The sequence below is a fragment of the Lysinibacter sp. HNR genome, assembly GCF_029760935.1.
Taxonomy (GTDB): Bacteria; Actinomycetota; Actinomycetes; order Actinomycetales; family Microbacteriaceae; genus HNR.
In genome coordinates this window covers 1,936,690-1,957,588 of the sequence record NZ_CP121684.1, presented here as the reverse complement: position 1 = coordinate 1,957,588, position 20,899 = coordinate 1,936,690, and the positions used below count along the sequence as shown (strand labels likewise).

General features: G+C 58.0%; 15 protein-coding genes and 1 tRNA gene. 13 read left to right on the top strand and 3 right to left on the bottom strand.

What is annotated here, in order from left to right; genetic code table 11:
* Positions 1 to 42 precede the first annotated feature (42 nt).
* Positions 43 to 348, bottom strand: coding sequence for an FmdB family zinc ribbon protein (locus FrondiHNR_RS08785; RefSeq protein WP_279352401.1), 306 nt, complete (start codon positions 346 to 348; stop codon positions 43 to 45).
* A 358-nt stretch (positions 349 to 706) separates the two neighbouring features.
* Here FrondiHNR_RS08785 and FrondiHNR_RS08780 point away from each other — a divergent pair, with 358 nt between their 5' ends.
* From FrondiHNR_RS08780 to FrondiHNR_RS08720, 13 genes are all read left to right on the top strand, one after another.
* On the top strand, positions 707 to 1,486 hold the full coding sequence (locus FrondiHNR_RS08780; protein WP_279354518.1) for an isoprenyl transferase: 780 nt from the start codon (positions 707 to 709) through the stop codon (positions 1,484 to 1,486).
* Positions 1,487 to 1,490: 4 nt separating this feature from the next.
* Positions 1,491 to 2,675 carry a tRNA dihydrouridine synthase DusB gene (gene dusB, locus FrondiHNR_RS08775; RefSeq protein ID WP_279352399.1) on the top strand — a complete coding sequence of 395 codons (1,185 nt, stop codon included), beginning with the start codon at positions 1,491 to 1,493 and terminating at the stop codon, positions 2,673 to 2,675.
* The gene (locus FrondiHNR_RS08770; protein ID WP_279352398.1) at positions 2,668 to 3,963 is read left to right on the top strand and encodes a deoxyguanosinetriphosphate triphosphohydrolase; all 1,296 of its coding nucleotides are present in this window, start codon (positions 2,668 to 2,670) and stop codon (positions 3,961 to 3,963) included. The genes dusB and FrondiHNR_RS08770 overlap by 8 nt, the downstream gene beginning before the upstream one ends.
* Before the next feature lie 144 nt (positions 3,964 to 4,107).
* Complete coding sequence (gene dnaG, locus FrondiHNR_RS08765) at positions 4,108 to 6,030, top strand: DNA primase (RefSeq protein WP_279352397.1); 1,923 nt, start codon at positions 4,108 to 4,110, stop codon at positions 6,028 to 6,030.
* A 230-nt stretch (positions 6,031 to 6,260) separates the two neighbouring features.
* Positions 6,261 to 7,106 (top strand): ATP-binding cassette domain-containing protein, encoded by an 846-nt coding sequence (locus FrondiHNR_RS08760; protein ID WP_279352396.1) that lies wholly within the window; start codon positions 6,261 to 6,263, stop codon positions 7,104 to 7,106.
* 79 nt (positions 7,107 to 7,185) lie between these two features.
* Positions 7,186 to 7,258, top strand: a tRNA-Asn gene (locus tag FrondiHNR_RS08755).
* Between the two features lie 715 nt (positions 7,259 to 7,973).
* Positions 7,974 to 9,434, top strand: a complete 1,461-nt coding sequence (locus FrondiHNR_RS08750; RefSeq protein WP_279352395.1) for an alanine/glycine:cation symporter family protein — start codon at positions 7,974 to 7,976, stop codon at positions 9,432 to 9,434.
* 915 nt (positions 9,435 to 10,349) lie between these two features.
* Entirely contained in the window at positions 10,350 to 11,315 is a 966-nt protein-coding gene (iolC, locus tag FrondiHNR_RS08745) for a 5-dehydro-2-deoxygluconokinase (protein ID WP_279352394.1), read from the top strand.
* Positions 11,312 to 12,235 carry a deoxyribose-phosphate aldolase gene (locus tag FrondiHNR_RS08740; protein WP_279352393.1) on the top strand — a complete coding sequence of 308 codons (924 nt, stop codon included), beginning with the start codon at positions 11,312 to 11,314 and terminating at the stop codon, positions 12,233 to 12,235. Before iolC ends, FrondiHNR_RS08740 begins: the two co-directional genes overlap by 4 nt.
* Before the next feature lie 35 nt (positions 12,236 to 12,270).
* Positions 12,271 to 13,299 (top strand): 5-deoxy-glucuronate isomerase, encoded by a 1,029-nt coding sequence (locus FrondiHNR_RS08735; RefSeq protein WP_279352392.1) that lies wholly within the window; start codon positions 12,271 to 12,273, stop codon positions 13,297 to 13,299.
* Between the two features lie 25 nt (positions 13,300 to 13,324).
* Positions 13,325 to 15,229: a 3D-(3,5/4)-trihydroxycyclohexane-1,2-dione acylhydrolase (decyclizing) gene (gene iolD, locus FrondiHNR_RS08730; RefSeq protein ID WP_279352391.1), complete on the top strand. Its 1,905-nt coding sequence runs from the start codon at positions 13,325 to 13,327 to the stop codon at positions 15,227 to 15,229.
* Positions 15,230 to 15,475: 246 nt separating this feature from the next.
* The gene (locus FrondiHNR_RS08725; protein ID WP_279352390.1) at positions 15,476 to 17,461 is read left to right on the top strand and encodes a hypothetical protein; all 1,986 of its coding nucleotides are present in this window, start codon (positions 15,476 to 15,478) and stop codon (positions 17,459 to 17,461) included.
* A 147-nt stretch (positions 17,462 to 17,608) separates the two neighbouring features.
* Positions 17,609 to 18,163: a GNAT family N-acetyltransferase gene (locus tag FrondiHNR_RS08720; protein ID WP_279352389.1), complete on the top strand. Its 555-nt coding sequence runs from the start codon at positions 17,609 to 17,611 to the stop codon at positions 18,161 to 18,163.
* 114 nt (positions 18,164 to 18,277) lie between these two features.
* On the opposite strand, the gene FrondiHNR_RS08715 is transcribed toward FrondiHNR_RS08720, so the two are convergent.
* Both FrondiHNR_RS08715 and FrondiHNR_RS08710 read right to left on the bottom strand, forming a co-directional pair.
* Positions 18,278 to 19,624 carry an NAD(P)/FAD-dependent oxidoreductase gene (locus FrondiHNR_RS08715; RefSeq protein ID WP_279352388.1) on the bottom strand — a complete coding sequence of 449 codons (1,347 nt, stop codon included), beginning with the start codon at positions 19,622 to 19,624 and terminating at the stop codon, positions 18,278 to 18,280.
* Positions 19,625 to 19,894: 270 nt separating this feature from the next.
* Entirely contained in the window at positions 19,895 to 20,815 is a 921-nt protein-coding gene (locus FrondiHNR_RS08710) for a LysR family transcriptional regulator (RefSeq protein WP_279354517.1), read from the bottom strand.
* Positions 20,816 to 20,899 lie beyond the last annotated feature (84 nt).

Below are 20,899 nucleotides of genomic sequence, written 5' to 3'. Positions count from 1 at the left end.
GGCACGATCCGAATCGGTGCGCCGCAACCCGGTGGGGGTGTTTTAGGGGCGGGGAAGCCCGCGGTGGGCGGGGTTGTGGGTGTAGCGCTGGGTGCGACCAGAACTGGTCGAGTGCGGGGTACGTCCGGGAGAGGACGAGGTAACAACCTCGGGTTCGTGAGCGCTGCGCTGGGTCGAATCGATCAGTTGATACGCTGCGGAACCGGAGGCCGAGAGGTGCGGGGCTGAGAGGCGGCGCTGTGCGGGGGCACCGCAGCGTATGCAATCTGTGTCGCCTGGAACCTCGGACATTGAATAGACGGCATCAAAAACATCGCCGTTTGTGCAACCGAACTCATACGTAGGCATGGGCCACCCTCCATTGCGTTGCCTGGATTATTGAGCGAACCCGTTGCCCGAGCGATTGAACGTTCTCAACGACGTAGGCGACCGAGTGCCCTCAATATTTGCTTTCTCTCACAGGCTATTGAGCCGCCCGTCACTTGTCAACGAAACGACAAGACTTGTAAAAATGGGTGCCCGCCCGGGTGCGCCTCCCCTGCGCGCCCCTCTGCCCTCGTGAGGAGACTACTTCTGACGCGACTGCGGATGTCCCCGCGCATCCGCAAAGCGTCATTGATGGGTCACTATCTCAGCCTGGCCACGCTACGCTGAGATGGTGAGTGAGAAACTGTCCCGTCGCGCGGTGAAGAATCCGCAGCCCTTTATGGAGCTTGACTACACGGGGGTTCGCCCCGAAAACATTCCCCCGCGCGTTCCCGAGCATGTGGCCATCGTGATGGACGGTAATGGCCGCTGGGCTAATCGGCGTGGCCTTTCCCGTATCGAGGGCCACAAAGCGGGCGAGGCAGCCCTGCTTGACGTTGTTGCCGGGGCCATTCAAGTGGGGGTTGGGCACCTGAGCGTTTACGCCTTCTCCACCGAAAATTGGCGACGTTCCCCCGAGGAGGTCCGCTTTCTTATGGGGTTTAACCGTGAGGTTTTGCGGCGGCGCAGGGACCAGCTTAACGCCTGGGGGGTTCGGGTGCGTTGGTCGGGCCGCAAGCCTAAGCTGTGGGGGTCAGTGATTAAAGAGCTCCAGGCGGCGGAGGAGCTAACCCAAAAAAACTCGACCCTCACCCTTAACATGTGTGTCAACTACGGTGGTCGCACCGAGATAGCGGATGCGGTAAAAAAGATTGCCGAGGACGTGGAGGCCGGACGTATCAAGGCGTCCGGGGTCTCCGAAAAGGCGATTAAGCAGCGGCTCTACCTCAGCGATCTGCCCGATGTGGACCTCTTTGTACGCAGTTCGGGCGAGCAGCGCACGAGTAACTTTATGCTGTGGCAGGCGGCGTACGCCGAGATGGTTTTCTTGAATCGGCTCTGGCCCGACTTCACTCGAACCGATCTGTGGGAGGCCATCGAGCAGTATGCCTACCGCGAGCGACGTTTTGGCGGGGCCGTTGATCTTCCAGTTTCTTCCCCCAATAATCTGGGAGAATAGCTGAGTGACCGCAGCAACACACACCTCGCCCGCCCTGGAGATTGGGAACCTCCGGGTGGATGTTCCCGTTATCCTGGCCCCCATGGCAGGCATCACAAACACCGCTTTTCGTCGCCTCTGCCGTGAGTTTGGCGCGGGTCTTTACGTGTCGGAGATGATCACGAGCCGCGCCCTTGTGGAGCGCACGCCGGAATCGCTGCGGCTCATTACGCATCACTCCAGCGAGACCCCCCGCTCAATCCAGCTCTACGGTGTTGATCCGCACACGGTGGCGGAGGCCATTACCTTTTTGGTGGCCGAGGACCGTGCCGATCACATCGATCTCAACTTTGGATGCCCGGTTCCCAAGGTAACCCGCAAGGGAGGCGGGGCGGCCCTTCCCTGGAAGCAGGATCTTTTCCGCGATATCGTGGAGCGGGCGGCCCGGGCCGGGGGCGATATCCCCGTGACCGTCAAGATGCGCATGGGCATTGACGACAACCACCTCACCTATCTCGAGGCCGGGCGGGCCGCCGAGGGTGCCGGGATCGCGGCGGTTGCGCTCCACGCCCGCACCGCAAATCAGCACTATTCGGGGCAGGCTCGCTGGGATGCCATCACCACCCTCAAAGAAACCGTCACCAGCATCCCGGTTCTGGGTAACGGCGATATTTGGTCCGCCGAAGACGCCGTCAGCATGATGGATCAGACGGGCTGCGACGGTGTTGTTGTGGGCCGCGGTTGCCTGGGCCGACCCTGGCTCTTTGGCGACCTGGCCGCGGCCTTTCGGGCAAGAAACGGCGAGATTTCTGGGGACGAAGCACGCAAGGCGCAGATTCAGCCCAGCCTGGGCGGGGTCGCGGATACGCTGCGCCGCCATACCCTGCTGCTCGCGGAATTCTTTGACAGCGAAGAGCACGCGTGCCGGGACATCCGCAAGCATGTTTCGTGGTATCTCAAGGGGTATCCCGTTGGCTCGGAGATCCGTCGGGGGCTGGCCCTGGTGGAGAGCATCGAGCAGATGGATGAGATATTAGCGACCCTCGACCCGAACGCGCCGTATCCCGGGAGTGACGCCGAGGGGCCCCGGGGTCGCGCGGGACACCCCAAGCGAACGGTTCTTCCCGAGGGGTGGCTCGACAGCCGCACCCTGTCGCGCGATGAGGGCAGCGGTCTCACCGAGGGTGAAGAGGACACCACCGGTGGCTAGTAACCCTTCTCATGTGCAGACTTTCGCGCAGAGCGATTCCCGTTACAGCGCTCACGACGAAGAACGCTGGCTGCCCGAGGAACATCCCTACACCGATCGTAGCGACTTTGCGCGTGATCGGGCGCGCCTGTTGCACTCAAGCGCGCTGCGGCGTCTGGCCGCCAAAACGCAGGTGCTCAGCCCCACCGCGGGCATCGACTTCGCGCGCAACAGGCTCACCCACTCCCTGGAGGTGGCCCAGGTGGGTCGGGAGCTTGCAACCTCTCTGGGACTTAACCCCGATGTTGTTGACACCGCCTGCCTGGCGCACGATCTGGGACACCCCCCGTTTGGACACAACGGTGAGAGAGCCCTCAACGAGTGGATGAAAGACAGCGGCGGTTTTGAGGGGAACGCCCAGACCCTACGCATCCTTTCGCGGTTGGAACCCAAAGTTTTTAGCCAGAGTGGCACGGGGTATGGGCTTAACCTGACCCGTGCGAGCGTGGATGCGAGTTGCAAGTATCCGTGGCCGCGCGGCCTAGCCGTCGACGATCCGAGCGGACGTCAGAAATTTGGTGTATACGAGGACGATCTTCCGGTTTTTTCATGGCTTCGTGAGGGGGCACCCGAGGGGCGGGTGTGTGTTGAGGCTCAAGTGATGGATCTCTCCGACGACATTGCGTACTCCGTTCACGACTTTGAGGACGCCATTGTGGGGGAGTATATCGACCCTGCAATCCTGAGCTCGCGGGTGGGTCACGACTCGCTCATTCGCACAGTTGCCGAGTGGTCCGGCAACGAGGTGGGAGAAGAAGATCTAGCCGACGCATTTGATCGGTTAGCCGCCTCTTCACTGTGGTTGACCTCCTGGAGCGGAAGTCGCCGTGATCACGCCCAGCTTAAAAACTTCACGAGTCAGATGATCGGGCGGTTTGCGCACCTGTCAACCGACGCAACCCGCGCGGCCTTTCCGCAGCAGAGCCTGGTTCGCTTTGGGGCGGATATCGTGGTGCCCGCCGAGGTGCGGGCCGAGATCGCTGTGCTCAAGGGGGTTGTTGCGGCCTTTGTGATGTCGAGCGGTCAGCGCCAGCCCATTTACAAAAAACAGCGGACGCTCTTGACCGAGCTCATGGAGGCCCTTTACGATCGCGAGGGTGCCGAGCTCGACCCGGCGTTTGTGGTGGATTGGGAGGCCGCCGAGGGGGATGCCGCCCGTCGCCGCGTGATTGTCGACCAGGTGGCGACGCTCACCGATCAATCCGCTATCGCGTGGCACGAGCGGCTGTGCGCGGTGCCGCTGGTGTGATGCGGCTGGTGTGATGCGGCTGCTCTGCGGGTGGGGTATGGCTGATGCATCGATCGGTGCGCGGCCGATGTTCGGCTGGCCTGAGGTTGGCGTACGGCTGACCTGAGGGCGCACTGTCAGACTCTGTCGGCTAAACTCGTCTGCATGGCTGGGCGTATTCGACAGGGTGATATTGATGAGGTAAAGTCTCGTATCAATCTGGCAGATGTTATTGGTAATCATGTTGCCCTCAAGCCCGCCGGAGTCGACTCTCTCAAGGGGCTGTGTCCCTTTCATGACGAGCGCAGTCCCAGCTTTCACGTTCGCCCCTCCGCGGGGTACTACCACTGCTTTGGATGCGGTGAGAGCGGCGACGCCATTACCTTCCTCCAGCGCATGGATCACGTGACCTTCTCCGAGGCGGTTGAGCGCCTCGCGTCGAGTGTGGGTTACCAACTGCACTACGAAGAGGGAACCGCTCCCAAAGATGGGGTCAATCGTGCCCGATTGCTGCAGGCTAATCAGGCTGCCGCGGAGTTTTTTACCGAGCAGTTGAGTGGGCCGGAGGCCGGGGTTGGGCGCGCATTTTTAGGTGAGCGAGGTTTTGATGCTGCTGCGGCAGCCCACTTTGGTGTTGGTTTTGCCCCGCGAAGCTGGGATTCTCTCCTGAAACACCTACGGGGGCTGGGTTTCAGTCAGCAGGAGGTGATCACCGCCGGACTCGTCTCGCAGGGAGACCGGGACGTATACGATCGTTTTCGTGGACGTCTCGTGTGGCCCATCCGGGACACCAGCGGGCAGGTCTTGGGGTTTGGCGCGAGGCGACTCCTTGACGATGACAAGGGACCTAAGTATCTGAATACCCCGGAAACCCCTGTCTACCACAAGTCGCAAGTGCTCTACGGTCTTGACCTGGCCAAGCGAGACATATCGCGCTCGGGTCAGGTTGTGGTGGTTGAGGGATACACCGATGTGATGGCCTGCCATCTGGCCGGGGTCACAACGGCGGTGGCCACCTGTGGCACCGCTTTTGGGGTGGACCACATTAGGGTGGTTCGGCGCATTATGGGGGATAACCGAGGCGGTTCGGTGATCTTTACCTTTGACCCGGATGAGGCGGGTGAAAAAGCCGCCATGCGTGCCTTTAGCGAGGAGAAGAATTTTAGCGCTCAGACCTATGTGGCTGTTGCGCCCGAGGGGCTTGATCCCTGTGATCTGCGGCTGGCGAGGGGGGATGACGCGGTGCGTTCCCTCATCGACACCAAAAAACCGATGTTTGAGTTTGCACTGCGCCAAAAAATCGCCGATTACAATCTCAATACGGTCGAGGGACGTGCGGGGGCGTTGCAGGCTGCGGCTCCTATTATTGCGGACATTCGCGATGCCTCGCTGAGGCCGGGATATACGCGAGAACTCGCCCGGATGCTGGGAGCAGAACTGGGTGAAGTAGAGAGGAGCGTGCGCCAGGCCGGACGGGGGCAGCGGTCCTCTGCGCGGCGGAATCTTCGGGGGAGTAGTGGCGAGCGTGCTGAGGCACCGCCTCTGCCCGTGACTGAGCCCGCGGGGACAGAATCTCGGGGGGATTTTGTTGAGCAGATTCCCCTGCCTCGGGTCAACCTGGCGGATCTTCCAAAGGATCCCATGACACGCATTGAGCGAGACGCTCTCATGGCTATGTTGCAGCAGCCCACCCTTATTACCCCCGATTTGCTGATACAGGCAACACGGGTTTCTTTCACCAACTCGGCCCTGGCCGTGGTGCGTGATGCTATCGCCTCTCACCTTCCGGCGGAGGCCTCCTCCCAGTGGCTAGGGCGGGTCATAGACGACACACCTGAGCCGTTCCGAAACCTGGTGAGAGAACTTGTTGTCGCCCCGATTCCCTCGCGTTCTCAGATCCTACTGGAACGCTACGTTAACGATATCGTTGCGAGCCTGGTGGAGCGCGACATGCTCGCTTTCAAAGCGGAGCTTGTGGGCCAGTTGCAGCGGCTGGGTGATGTCACGGGCGAACCGTATCGTAGGCTTCAGCAACAATTGGTTGAACTTGAAGCGGCTCGGCGGCGCCTGCGGCCGAGTGATTCCTAGGTGTGCTGGGGTTCCGTGTTCCGTTGGGTGCCAAAAGTTGTTGGGGTGTCACGTTCCGTTGGGTGTCAAAAGCTGTTGGGGTGCCGAGACTTGTTATGATGTCTAAGCTTATTGCGATGCCTCAATTTGTTGACCGACAAGCGGTTCGCTTATTCTGGCGACTAAGATGGAATTCAGTATGTTTGTGAGCGGATGGGCGGGATAGCGTCACATAATGATGGGGAATCAAGATGGTTGAGCACGGTGCTCGTGGAGACGATATTATCGTTTCCGATTTATCGGTGTACTACCCGTCGCGCGGGGGGAGCGCGACACACCAGGCGATTGAGGGAGTAAACTTCACCGTTGCCGGGGGTGCGGTGTGCGGTGTTCTGGGGGAGAGCGGATCGGGCAAATCGACTCTTATTCAGTTTCTTGCCGCTCGTGGAAACGAGATGACGCAGCGCGGCATCCAGCCTATTGTGAACGGTGGGGAGGCAACCGTTCTTGGTGTCAACCTGACCAAATTGTCGAAGCGTAAGCGCAACCAACTTACCGCGCACATCGGCTATCTGGGGCAGTCTGACGGTTCGACTCTTATGCAGGATCGCACCATTGCCGATTCCATTCTTGAGCCAATCGCGGAGCGTTCCAAAGACTTTGATCGGCAAGCAGTGGGACTTATCATCGCCGAGCTCATGGATCAGCTTGCACTACCCCTCACGATGCTGCACAGCTATCCCTCTGAGCTGAGTAAAGGGCAGCGGCAGCGTATTGTTTTAGTTCGTGCGCTGGTCACTCAACCTAAGATTTTGGTGGCGGATGAGCCCACCCTCGGCGTAGATCTGGCAAACCGGCCCAAGATCGCGGATGTCCTAGAGCGTCAGAAGAGGGAACGCGGGATGACCATGCTGCTTGTGAGTCACGATATCTCCGTGTTGGAGCGACTGGTTGAGGACTTAGTTATTTTACAAAACGGTTCGATGGTCGGTCACGGTCCCATTAATGAGGTTTTTTCCGCGACAAAACACAGTTATGTTCAGCGGCTTGCTGAAGCATTACGGGAGACCGCGTATGACGAATTGGCTTTGGACTAGCAAAATGGTCAGCAGTGGTTAAATCTTTTGCTAGAGTAGTACCTGTTGCTCTCATCCCGACAGGGTAGAGGAGAAACATTCCCCGATAGCTCAATTGGCAGAGCAGCCGGCTGTTAACCGGCAGGTTGTTGGTTCGAGTCCAACTCGGGGAGCGAAGGCCTGGAGACACCACTCTCCGGGCCTTTTTGTTTTAACGGCGCTTCGGATTTTGGGGCTTATCGGACAAAAATAGTGGATTGAGGTCGGGCGTGTTTAGCCTCTTCCGGCCCATTCTTTATAGGTCCATAGACCTTCGTTCGGGTCTAACCCATTGTCGTAGAACACTGGATCTGGATCAGGTTCAGTGAACTTTGGTGAGTGTCTCTGTGGAGGTATGACCATTGCTTCTGTGCTTTTTCAATCGTGGTGTGTACCAGACCCGCACGCTCGATAAGAACCCACTCAGCAGAGCGTTTTTGGTGATTGATTGTCACACCCCGGTGTAAGCGCAGTGTCTGCTTGATAACAGAGTGCACCCCGCCTTCAAGTCGGCTTATCGTCCGGGGCCTCCCGCTTGGAGATACGTGACGAGGTGCTCGCGGCCTCGGAAGTCCACGAGGAAATTGTAGGCTTTCCAGAGTAGGTCATGCGTGCACCACTTCTTCCCGGTAGGTGGGTCCCAGAAGCCCCATTGGGAAGTCGGTGTTTCGCGTAGGAGTGTTCCCTAGTGAGGTGTCTGCAGGGGGTCTAACAGCCGTTGAAGTGCTGTAAGCCGACACGTTTATATCAATCAGCGTTCCTGTAAAGCTGTTTAACCTAATTAAATAATAAAAATTCTATTACATGCTCTCTAGTTTTTATCATTAAAGTAAGCCATACTTATTGATTATGAATCTCAATGATGTTATTTCTTCTGCCGGAGATGGCCTGTGGACCTGGGGTGTTCTGCCCATACTTCTTCCTCTCGGAATCTATTTCACAATACGCTCGGGTGTGGTGCAGTTCCGGTTAATCCCGGAGATGTTTCGTGTCCTAACCAATAAAACACCCCGTGATGAAAACGGTAAACCACAGTCGGTTTCAGCCTTTCAAGCGTTCACTATCTCAACGGCGTCCCGCGTTGGTGTGGGTAACATTGCGGGGGTGGGAACAGCAATCGCGGTGGGTGGAGCCGGCTCGATTTTCTGGATGTGGCTCATGGCCTTCATCGGATGCGCCTCAAGTTTCGTTGAATCTTCACTCGGCCAACTCTTTAAAATAAGAGACAAGGACGGGTTCCGAGGAGGCCCCGCCTACTATATGCAACACGGGCTTAAAGCTCGCTGGCTGGGAATCATCTTTGCCATCATCCTCATAATTTGCTTCCCTTTTGCCGTGAGTTCCGTTCAGGCCAACACAATCAGCGCAACCGCTTCTGGAAGCTTTGGTCATGAAATCGAGTGGATACCATTCGCCGTCGGTATTATTCTTGCCGTTCTCACCGCGCTGGTTATATTTGGTGGACTTCGCCGTATCGCGCAAGTATCCCAAGCGCTAGTTCCCCTGATGGCTCTGATCTATGTACTGGTGGGGCTGATCATCGTGGGGATGAATATCGAGCGGTTACCCGAGGTGTTTACCTCGATTTTTACCCAGGCGTTTGGTTTTAACGAAGTCGTGGGTGCGGCACTGGGAATGATCATTATGACCGGCGTGAAACGCGGTATGTTCTCAAACGAAGCGGGACTGGGCTCTGCACCTAACGTGAGTTCAACTGCAGCCGTAACCCACCCGGTCAAGCAGGGTCTGGTTCAAGCTCTGGGTGTTTACGTCGATACCTTCCTGATGTGCTCGGTGACAGCCTTTATTATCCTGATCTCTACCCCAGACCTTGCGGGTGCAACAAAAGGAATCGTTCTCACTCAAGACGCCTTCATAAACAATTTTGGAGCATGGTCCAATATTCTTCTCGTTATCATTATTTTCCTCCTCGGGTTCAGCTCTATCCTGGGCCTGTACTACTATGGCGAAACAAACATTGATTTTATCTCGCCAAATAAGCATCTGCTCGCCGCGTACCGAGTGGGCGTAGTGATCAGCACCTTTTTTGCGTCGATTGTGTCAGCGAGTACGGTGTGGGATGCCGCTGATGGTGTCATGGGAATCATGGCTCTGGTCAACCTTGCGGCGATTGGTTTGCTCTCTGGAATCGCCTTCAAGTTACTGCGAGACTACACAGAACAAAGAAAACAGGGACGTGATCCCGTTTTCACGCGAGATAGACTCCCCGGGGTAACGGGAATTCAATGCTGGGAGGACGAGCACAGTGTTGTTGGGGAAGTAGCCACTGCGCACCAGAAGAACAAGTAAGGGCTGATAATGGGACTTGTCGTTTTCTTCCGTCGGCTTGCTCGGCGGAAGAAACACAGGCTTCAAGGAACATACGGTGTAGGTGACTGACTCCTTCTAAACGCTGTATTCCCATCCTTCCCGTGTTGCGCTTGACGGAGTGGCTCAGCAGCTTTTGTTTTTGTGCAGCGTATTTCATGGCACTGTATTGATTTTGCCACCGGTAATGAAGTCTGTTCAATAATTCCTAAATAATACGAATGCGACGGTGAGAATGGCCAGTCACACAAGTGACTGGCCATTCTCATTGGTGACTTTTTCACTCTGAGGAGAGTCATAATAGTTTTAAAAATTTACTTACCGGGTCGTAGAGAATCCGGGATCGGTCAGTCCAAATACGGGTTCCGGTGTTGACAAGCACGTGTCAGTGCTCGGCGGGTGTTACTTCCTATTGGGGGTGACTACGTATTGTGCGTCTACCGTCAAAGAGCTGCTTGCTGGAAGAAGCTCATCGACGCGACTCCCGGTTGGCTGTTAACGACGTGGGATATAGCGGAGGCGATTATATGGCTGCTACCATTTTTGCGGAAATTAACACCGACCTTGCTCGCTCTTAACGCTTTTTCTGAGTTCTATTGTGGAGTACTCGAAATGCTTCCCTGCGATCTTTGTGCTCTGACTGGCTGTGGAGCCACTGACCCCAGGCCCGTGGGCGTGCGGGAAGTTGTAGCGTATTTTGGGCTGGGAAAATCGTGGCTAAATACGCAGTCATTGGGCGTCGGTGGTGAACCCTTGTAAAACGTGGGTGCTGTTTCTGTGGAGGCTTACCTCATCGCATTTTGGAAATGTCCGTATGTTAGGACAAATCAATTTACTTGTGTAGTATGTGAAGTGCACAGAGGGTGCGAGCAAATACAAAGGAGTGCCGTGGTGGGAATGAATCAGCCCTTCGATGTTATAAGTATGGGGCGAGTTGGTGTCGATCTCTACCCGCTTCAAACGGGCATCGGTCTTGAAGAGGTCACCTCTTTTGGTAAATTCCTCGGGGGCAGTGCCACCAACGTTGCGGTGGCGGCGGCTCGGCACGGCCGCAGGGCATCCATCGTCACGCGAACGGGACAAGACCCTTTTGGAGTATTTGTTCAGCAAGAGGTTGACCGTCTGGGTGTAGATAATCGGTGGGTCGTGGGCCTTGAGGGGCTTAAAACTCCCATAACCTTTTGTGAGATATTTCCACCGGACGATTTTCCCCTCTATTTTTATCGTGATCCCGTTGCTCCCGATCTGCTCATTCGGGCCGAGGAGCTTGACCTCGAAGCAATTGCCGAGGCCCGTATCCTGTGGACAACCGTTACGGGACTCAGTCACGAGGTGAGCCGCGAGGCACACCACACGGCCTGGGACGCCCGGACTCGGGCGAGGGCAGAATCAGCGGAGTACAGCATCCTTGATCTTGATTACCGTCCAATGTTCTGGGACTCGCCGGAGAGCGCATCCCGCGAGGCTGGGCGCGCGGTGGAAAAAGCTAGTGTTGTGGTGGGCAACCTTGAGGAGTGCGGTATTGCGGTTGGTGAGACCGACCCCTCCCGGGCAGCGGATGCCCTGCTCGAGCGCGGGGTAAAAATAGCGATCGTGAAGCAGGGGCCGCGCGGGGTGCTCGCAAAAACGGTCGATGAGACCGTGGAGGTTGCGCCGTATCCGGTGAGCGTGACTAACGGGTTGGGTGCCGGTGATAGCTTTGGCGGTGCGCTCTGCCACGGGCTGCTTGCGGGCTGGGATCTTGAAAAAATCCTGCGCTTTGCCAATGTGGCGGGGGCGATAGTGGCCTCTCGCCTGGAGTGCGCTACGGCAATGCCCACCACCAGCGAGGTAAACGAGGTTCTTGAGGAAACAAATCGATGACGGAGTTCTTGCACGCCGTGGCACAGAGCGGCGATTTTTCCGGCAGCGTGTTGGCCAAGAGACTGCGCGAGACTCGCGCGAAAAACCCCGCTGCAATCGCGGATACGCTGGCCTCGCGTTCGCGTCGCCCGTTGCTTCGAGATGACGGACGCCTGCTCATCGTGGCGGCGGATCACGCTGCCAGGGGCGCGCTGGGGGTGGGAACCAACACGATGGCGATGGCTAATCGCTACGATCTTCTCGAGCGTCTCGCGATTGCGCTTAATACTCCCGGTGTTGACGGGGTATTGGGCACTCCCGACATCATCGAAGACCTAGCCCTGCTCGGACTGCTCGACAACAAGATTGTGGTTGGTTCAATGAATCGCGGTGGGCTTCGGGGAGCCGCCTTTGAAATGGATGATCGCTACACCGCCTACAGTATGCGGTCGATTGTCCGCGGCGGGCTAGACTTTGCCAAGCTTTTGGTACGTATCTGTCACGAAGATCCCGCCACGGTTCGTACCCTCGAAGAAACCGCCCGGGCCGTCACCGAGGCTGCGGGGGAGCGGCTGCCAATAATGCTTGAGCCGTTTCGGAGTCGCTGGGTCAACGGTTCTATTGTCAACGATCTCAGCACGGATGCCGTGATTGAGTCAATTGCGATTGCGTCGGCGCTGGGGGCCACCTCGGCGTACTCGTGGATGAAGCTCCCCGTTGTTCCCAACATGGAGCGGGTGATGGAAGCCACGACTCTCCCCACACTGCTGCTCGGGGGCGATCCGAGCGCTGTCCCCGATAAGGTGTATGCCTCATGGGAAAATGCTTTGGGGCTTCCCGGCGTGCACGGGTTGGTTGTGGGCCGGACGCTTCTGTACCCGAGGGACGGGGACGTTGCGGTCGCAGTGCAGACCGCCGCCACCCTGGTTCACGGATCGTAAGGGAGTGTTGTCGTGAGAGACGAGGATGAGGTCGTATGAATAATCGGTGGTTTTTTCCGCGCGGCACGCTTGCCGTGGGTCGATGGGAGAGCGTTGTGGCTGCGGGAGGAGAGGGCCACGAGCTATCGTCTCTCCCAGGATGGAAACACACGGGATTACGCGTGGCTGAAATTACGCCCGGGGAGACCCTGGAGATGCCCATCGCCGGTGTGGAGAGGATCATCGTTCCCCTGAACGGAACGTTTCGTGTAGAGGTTGTCGAGAGAACGATCACCAAACACGGTGAGAGGGGACTCCTCTCGGGCGCAGAAACTATCCCGAGCGGGGGAGATGCCCCTGAGAGAAACAAGGTCTCGGATGGCGGCCACACCCCGGGCGCAAGCTACACCCTGGAGGGGCGGGCATCCGTTTTTGAGGGCCCCAGCGATGTGATCTACCTCGGATGCCACGCCGGTGCGGTGGTGACCGGCTCCGGCAGGTTTGCGGTGGCGGAGGCTCCCGCAACCCGGCACTATCCCGTTCACTACACGCCCGCGTCCGAGGTCGCGGTGGAGCTTCGAGGGGCGGGGCGTTCGAGCCGCCAGGTCCACAACTTTGGCACGCCCGACAACCTGGCCGCCGATAGGTTTATCGTGTGTGAGGTCGTAACCCCCGCCGAAAACTGGTCCTCCTTTCCCGCGCACAAGCACGATCACACGGTTCCGGGGATCGAGTCCTCCCTCGAGGAGATCTACTACTTTGAGTCCGCCGTGTCCCGAGGTGTCGAAGCACCACCCGAGGCGCGGCCATTTGGTCTCTTTAGCACCTACGACTCGCCCGCGGGAAGCATCGATATTAATGCACGGGTTCACACCGGAGATATTGCGCTTGTTCCCTATGGTTATCACGGGCCAGCCGTTGCGGCTCCGGGATACGATCTTTACTATCTGAACGTGATGGCGGGGCCAGATCCCGAACGCGTGTGGAACATCACCGATGACCCCGCGCACGGGTGGATCCGAAAAACCTGGGAAGAACAAGAGCTTGACCCGCGTCTTCCCTATACAAAGCAATCCACATCCTGAGCCCGAAACCGAGAGGAAACGCGTAATGACAACACGCCGAATGACAGTTAGCCAGGCCCTCATTGAGTTTTTGGCCCACCAGTGGACGGTTGACGGTGAGATTCGGGAGCGAACCGTCCCCGGGGTTTTTGGAATTTTTGGGCACGGTAACGTTGCCGGTATCGGTCAGGCCCTCAAACAGTACTCGGAAGTCGACCCCCACGCAATGCCGTACCATCAGGCCCGCAATGAGCAGGCTATGGTGCACCAATCCGTGGGTTATGCGCGCATGCGCCGTCGCCGAGCCACCTATGCCAGCGCCGCCTCGGTGGGTCCCGGTGCCACCAATATGCTCACGGGTGCCGCCCTGGCCACCACCAATCGTCTCCCCGCGCTGCTCCTTCCGAGCGATACTTTTGCCACGCGGGTGAGCGACCCCGTTCTGCAGCAGCTTGAGCTTCCACACGACACCTCAATCACCGTCAACGACGCTTTTCGCCCGCTCTCACGCTTTTTTGACCGGGTCGACCGCCCCGAAAAACTGTTCTCGACCGCGCTCTCCGCCATGCGCGTGCTGCTCGACCCGGTTGAGACGGGAGCCGTGACCATCTCCCTCCCGGAGGACGTGCAGGCCGAAGCGCTGGACGTGCCCGTCGAATTTTTGCAGGATCGTGAGTGGCATATCCGCCGCCCGCTTCCTGAACGCGCACCGCTGGAGCGTGCCATCGCCGCTATTCGCCGGGCCCGCAGACCCCTCATCGTGGCCGGGGGCGGAGTAATCTACTCCGGCGCGGAAAAGATTCTCAGCGAGCTGGCCGAGAAAACCGGGATACCCGTGGGAACCACGCAGGCGGGCGGGGGATCGCTGCACTGGGAACATCCACAGAACCTGGGGGCTATTGGTGCCACGGGAAGCACCGCATCCAACCGTCTTGCGGCGGAGGCCGACGTGATCATCGGGGTGGGAACCCGCTACAGCGACTTCACCACCGCCAGCCGCACGGCGTTCCAAAACCCCAATGTGGTGTTTATTAACATCAACGTTGCGTCTTTTGACGCGTACAAGCACGGCACCCAGCTTCCAATTATTGCGGATGCTCGCGAGGCGCTTGCCGCACTGCTGGAAGAACTCGGCGGTTACCGGGTCGATCCCAACTACGCTGCAACCAGCGCTCGCGAAAAGGATGCCTGGAACAACACGGTTTCTGCCTCCTTTGGACCGAGCGGACTACCCATACCTGGTCAGCCCGAGATTATCGGTGCCGTGCTCGGGGCGAGCGATCCGACCGACGTTGTTGTGTGTGCCGCGGGATCGCTTCCGGGAGACCTGCACAAGCTGTGGCGCACACGCGACGCCCTCGGCTATCACGTGGAGTACGCGTTCTCCTGCATGGGATACGAGATTGCCGGAGGAATCGGGGTTCGCCGCGCCGCGCCCGAGCGCGACGTGATCGTGATGGTGGGTGACGGCTCCTACCTCATGCTTAATACCGAGCTTGTCACAGCGGTAGCCGAGGGAATCAAAGTGATTGTGGTGCTCATCCAAAACCACGGATACGCATCGATCGGTCACCTCTCGGAAGACGTGGGGTCGCAGCGATTTGGTACCAAGTATCGCTATCTTGAATCGACCGTGGAGGCTCACTCGTTTGACGGGGAGCGTATCTTGCCGGTTGATCTGGCGGCTAATGCCCGCGGTTACGGGCTTGATGTCATTGAGGTTGAACCAGCTGAAGACGCTATAGAACAATTGCGTGCCGCGGTTGCGAGGGCCAAGGAGTCGACCGGCTCAACCCTTATTCACATTAACTCCGATCCACTCATCTTTGCGCCCGACGGGGAGGGATGGTGGGACGTGCCGGTGGCTGAGGTGTCAGCGATGGAGTCCACGCGGGATGCGCGTGAGGCCTATCGTGCACATCGGGGTGAGCAGAAGCCGTTTCTCGGATAGCTGCTACTTAGCGTATCTCTTGGGTTTGCCCGGCTCGCCGCTATACCACGCAATTTAAATCACTTAGATGCAAAAATGATCTATAAGAAAACAATATTTGCAAAGTCTTTGCGGGTCAGATATCCTTAAAGTAAGGTGTTGTGCCGCAAGAAGTGACTGGTTCTTCTCCCGTTCGGAAGTTTTTCAGCGATCTGTTTTGGTTGCACAACCGCATTTTGTTGAGGCTGAGGGAATCCCTAGATTTACATGAGTCAACTTCATTTATCACGCACGCCCCGTCACCCCGTGTCAAAAACTCGGCTTCTCAGCAATCAGGTAATAGGTCGTGTGCCTCGCAATGTTATTCGAACGCTGATGATAGCTGGGATCGTAATTGGACTCTCCGTCGCGGGATATGGAAAAACCTATGCTGCGCCTATCCCAAATTCCGGTTCCGTTACGGGCGGCACCACCGTTACAAACTCAGCCCCACCCGTATTCACAGAAATATCCCCGGGGGGATTGCACAGTATTGCTTTTGGCTCTGATAGCAACCTCTATGGCTGGGGCGGAAACTGGATGGGGCAACTCGGTGACGGCACCACCACAGACCGGTCCAGCCCGGTACCGGTACAAACCCCACCGGGAGTCACCTACACTCGGGTAGGTGCCGCTGGTGGAGCCTTTTCTCTTGCTTTTGGCTCTGACGGCAACCTCTATGGTTGGGGCACAAACGGGTTCGGACAGCTCGGTAACGGCACCAATACAAATAGTTCCACACCGGTGCAGGTGATAAACCCACCGGGAGTCACCTACACCCAGGTTGTTGCGGGTGATCGTCACTCTCTCGCCTTCGGCGATGACGGCAACCTCTATGCCTGGGGTGAAAACGGGTTTGGGCAGCTTGGTGATGGCACCACCACAGACCGGTCCAGCCCGGTACCGGTACAAACCCCACCGGGAGTGAGCTACACCCAGGTTGTTGCGGGTGGATTTTTTTCTCTGGCTCTCGGCAGCGACGGTAATCTCTATGCCTGGGGTTCGAACTGGACGGGACAGCTCGGTAATGGCACAAATATAGACAGCGCCGAACCGGTGCAGGTGCAAACCCCACCGAGTATAACCTACACCCAACTGGCTGCTGGAGAACTTTTTGCTCTGGCCCTTGATGATGCGGGCAACCTCTATGCCTGGGGTAATAACCTGCTCGGACAGCTTGGTGATGGCACGACCACAGACAGCTTCCAACCGGTACGGGCAGAAACGCCACCGGGGGTGGAATACGACCGAGTAGTTGCTGGCGGAACCCAGGCTTTTGCTTTTGGTAATGATGGTAACCTCTATGGCTGGGGCTCAAACGGGTTCGGACAGCTCGGTAATGGCAGTACCATAAACAGTTCCACGCCGGTGCGGGTGCAAACCCCGCCGGGAGCAAGCTCCGCGCGGGCGGGCGTGGCAGCTCAAGCTGGTGTGAGTTACCTTCAGGTGGGTGTTGGTACGTCCCACGCTTTAGCCCTTGCCAGTGACGGCAATCTCTATGCCTGGGGCAACAACCTTCTCAGACAGCTTGGTAATGGTACCACTACAAACAGCTCCATACCGGCACAGGTAATCGGCGAGGTTTCTGTAATGGGGGTAACTTTTGGCGGGGTGCCGGGCACAGATCTGTCGGTAGGGGGTGGCACCTGGAGCGTGGTTACTCCACCGCATGCGCCGGGGCCGGTTGACGTGCGGGTGCAGTGGAGTCGTAATAGCCTCTCGCAACCAGATATTGTTATCCCCGGTGGTTTCACCTATATCGCTCCCCTTCTTACGGTGTCTGATCCGGCCGATGTCACTATCGCCGCCGGGGAGTACGCGCTGTTTGCCGTTGTTATAGGCGGCACAGACAGTAGTGGTGTGGACGTACAGTGGCAAGTGCTGCCCGTGGGAGATATTGTGTGGGAGAATATCTCTGCTGACCCACACGCCACGACCTCTGCCGATGGTCTTACGCTTACTCTTACGCGGGTTCCGCTTGAGCGTAATGGCTACCAATACCGGGCCGTTGCGACAGATGCCAACCAGAGCGTGACGAGTTTGCCCGCAACGCTGACAGTCACCCAGGGTGGAGCGAACGGCGACCCAAAGATTCTTGCGGATACCGGTGGTAGGACTCCGATTGACTCTCTCGTCTCTGGTGCGCTCCTCCTTATCGCCGGGGCCGGGATTCTTATGACACAACACCTGCGAAGAGGGTTTGGTAAGGCCTAGGGGATTGTAGCTGACGCACTCGGGCCTTCTGCTCCGGGCGCTTGGCCTGCCAGGTGTTCGTTGAGCTTTTGTGTTGAGTTTGTTGTGGAAGTAAGGGTTAATGTTATTGTGTTCAGGCTGCCAGGATCGACATGGTAAGGTCAGCAAATGGAGCTTCTACACTTGGGTACCCAGCGCTTAGAGACAGAGCGGCTCATTTTGCGTCGATTTACCGTGGATGATGCACAAGCGATGTTCCGCAACTGGGCATCAGACGACGCGGTCACCGAGTACCTGGCGTGGCCGACGCACCGTGACGAGGGGGTCAGCCGGGGTGTTCTGAGTGACTGGGTTGAATCCTATGAGCGAGACTCCTACTACACGTGGGCGATTGAGCTGGTCGGGCTTGACGAGCCAATCGGAAGCATCGGTGCCGTGAGGACGGATGATGATCTCAGGCTCGTGGAGATCGGGTACTGCATCGGGAAACCGTGGTGGAATCAGGGAATCGTCACGGAGGCCCTGCAGGCCTTGACCGCTTTCTTTATTGAGCGGGTGGGAATTAACCGCATAGAGGCTACACACGTTCCGCAGAATCCCGGTTCGGGAAGGGTCATGATTAAGAGCGGTTTCCGCTACGAGGGAACCCTGCGGCAGAGGACTCTGACCCACAAGGGAGTGTTCGATGCGGAGATGTATGCCCTGTTGGCGGAGGATCGCTGATCGGGCAGTGTGTCCGATAGAGTCTCACCCGCTATCTCACGAAAACACTGGGAATAGCACGGAGGTCGCAGTGTCAGGATGGTGAGATAGCGGGTAGGTTTGGCGAGGTGTAACCTAACCTCGAAGCGCATCAACGTTCTGCGGGGCGGGAGCCGCCTGCTCGGAACTCGGCGAGGTTCCCGGGGTACCCGCCGCCTGGTTCAGAACAGCGTCCTCGGTCTCGTAGGTGAGGTACCCGCGCTGGATCCTGATGTGGTCGGTGAGGTACTTGGCATCGTGCCACACCCCCCAGATGAAGCTTGAGCCGCGGTGTGATTGCCAGGGGAGACCCAAGAAGTAGACGCCGGGCTCTGTGGACACTCCGCGATGGTGTTTGGGTTTGCCGTCCGAGTCAAAAGCGTTTACCTTCAGCCACTCGTAGTCGACACCGAAGCCGGTGGCCCAGATTACGGAGGTGATTCCTGCATCGGCCAGGTTGAGTTCGAGGATGGGGTTGGTGACGGACTCCGGGTCGGGCCCCAGGGTGCGGGCTTCCGGCTCCTCGGGGAGGTCGAGGCCGTTGCGCGCGATGTAGGCATCCGCTTCATCGAGTAGGGAGAGGTAGTTGGCGTCTCCATTGGCGATGTTGGTTGCGAGGTCCGGGGCGAAGTGTACGGTCCCGTTGTCGAATGAGTTGGCGCGGCCGAGGAGCGTAATGCCGCTGGCGGCCAGATTGCGGAAGTCAACCGTGTGTCCGCCGTGGGCTCCGGTCACGGCAATGGTGACGTGCTCTGCTCCCACGGGAGGGGCGGCGGCTTCCCACAAGCCGAGGACACCGAGCCACCACACAAAGTCACGATCACGGTATTTCCGCGGTGGGCGGTCGTGCGGGCCAACGGCTAGGTAGACTTGGTGTCCCGATTTTTGTAGTTCGTCGGCGATCTGAACGCCCGAGGATCCCGCTCCCACCACCAGGACGGCTCCCTCGGGAAGCTGCTGCGGGTTGCGGTAGGAGCTGGAGTGCATCTGCTGGAGTTGTGAATCCTGAGGGATCAGCGGGGGGATGATGGGCTTTTGAAACGGTCCCGTCGCGGCCACAACGTAGCGGGCGTTAATGGTGCCGTCTGTTGTTTGCACACGAAAACCGGCTCCGCCCTCATTTTTTTCTACGGAGGTGACCTCCACGCCGCTTTTGATGGGGGCGTTAAATTTTTGAGCGTAGGCAACAAAATAGTCGGCAACGCGTTCCTTTGGCGCAAACGCATCCGGGTTGAGGTCTGAAAACTCTAGGTGGGGGAAGCGGTCGTGCCAGGCCGGTCCATTTGCCACCAGGGAGTCCCAGCGCTCAGAGCGCCACCGCTCCGCGATTCGGTCACGCTCCAGCACAAGGTGAGGTATGCTGTTTGCGCTCAGGTGTTCGCTCATTGCTACTCCGGCCTGGCCGGCCCCCACGACGAGGACTTCTGTGTCTTGGCTCGACATTCTTGTTCTCCTTTCGGACGGGATACATTGAAGAGGGTTGTCGCAGCGTTGCTTGACGCACACCTGTGTGCTTGTCGAGGCTTGTTGCGGACAAGATTTTTAATTCCGGCTTTCCCGGTGGAATCTAGCCAACCGCATTCGGCATTATTTTGGCCAATACACGTTCACGGTTCATTTCATCTGTTTTTCTGATTTATTGTCGAGAGTGCATCAGAAAAATGTATTACGAAAGAGGGTTGTTGCAAGCGAGCCCTAAAAAGTCGGCCCGTGCTAGGCCCGCGGTGTTGAGTCCGCAAGAATGCCCCGGATTGTGTCGGCAACCACGCGCGCTCGGGCGGATTGTTCGAGCTGGGTGAGGGCGGAGACGGCAATGCCCAGGCTGGGAACCGAGTCTTTGATTTCGATGGAAACGGTGTGGGCTCCCGTGTAGGTCTGGTCGATCATTGGCTTCTGGTTGAGAATTGAATATCCGAGGCCCGTGGCCACCATCGTGCGAACCGTCTCGTAGTTGGAACTGCGGTATTTGAGCTTTGGTGTGATCCCCGCCTGGCGGAGGATGCTCAGAAAATACTCGCTGCTATCGGGCAAGTCGAGCAGCACAAAGGGGTCGTCGGCGAGGTCGGTGAGGGTGACGCTTTTTCTCTTGGCGAGCGGGTGCCCGCTGTGAACGATAATGTGGGGGCGAATTTCCCCCACGATCTCGTGGGTGATGCCCTCCCCGTTGGTGAGATTGTAGTTGACGGCGAGTTCTGCGCGCCCGCTGCGCAGAGCGGTCAGGTTGTCTTCGTGATCGCCCTCAATGACCTCGATGATCAGCTCGGGATGCTCCTGTTTGAGTTCGCCCAGGAGCCGGGGGAGCAGGAACGGCGCGAGGGTGCTAAAGCAGGCGATTCTGATCGATCCTCGAATATCGTTTTGATCCGTCCGGATGCTCTCAATGGTGTTGTTGAGAAGCTCAAAGATTCTGTGGCTATCGCGAAGGAGGCTCTCTCCCGCCGGGGTGAGTACCAGCCCGCGGGCGTGCTTTCGGATGAAAAGGGTGGTCCCCAGTGAAGTTTCGAGATGAGAAATAGCCGTGGATACCGCTGATTGTGCCACGTGTAGCACCTGACTGGCCTCGGTCATGTTGAGGGTTTTTGCACACTCGACAAAGTAGGTGAGTTGGGTGAGGGTGATGGAGAATCGCTGCACCAATTGGAGGCTCCCTTGCGCTGTTTTGGGTTTGATTTTGTTCCCGCGAACCATTGGATCATATTTTTAGATTTACTGTCTAAC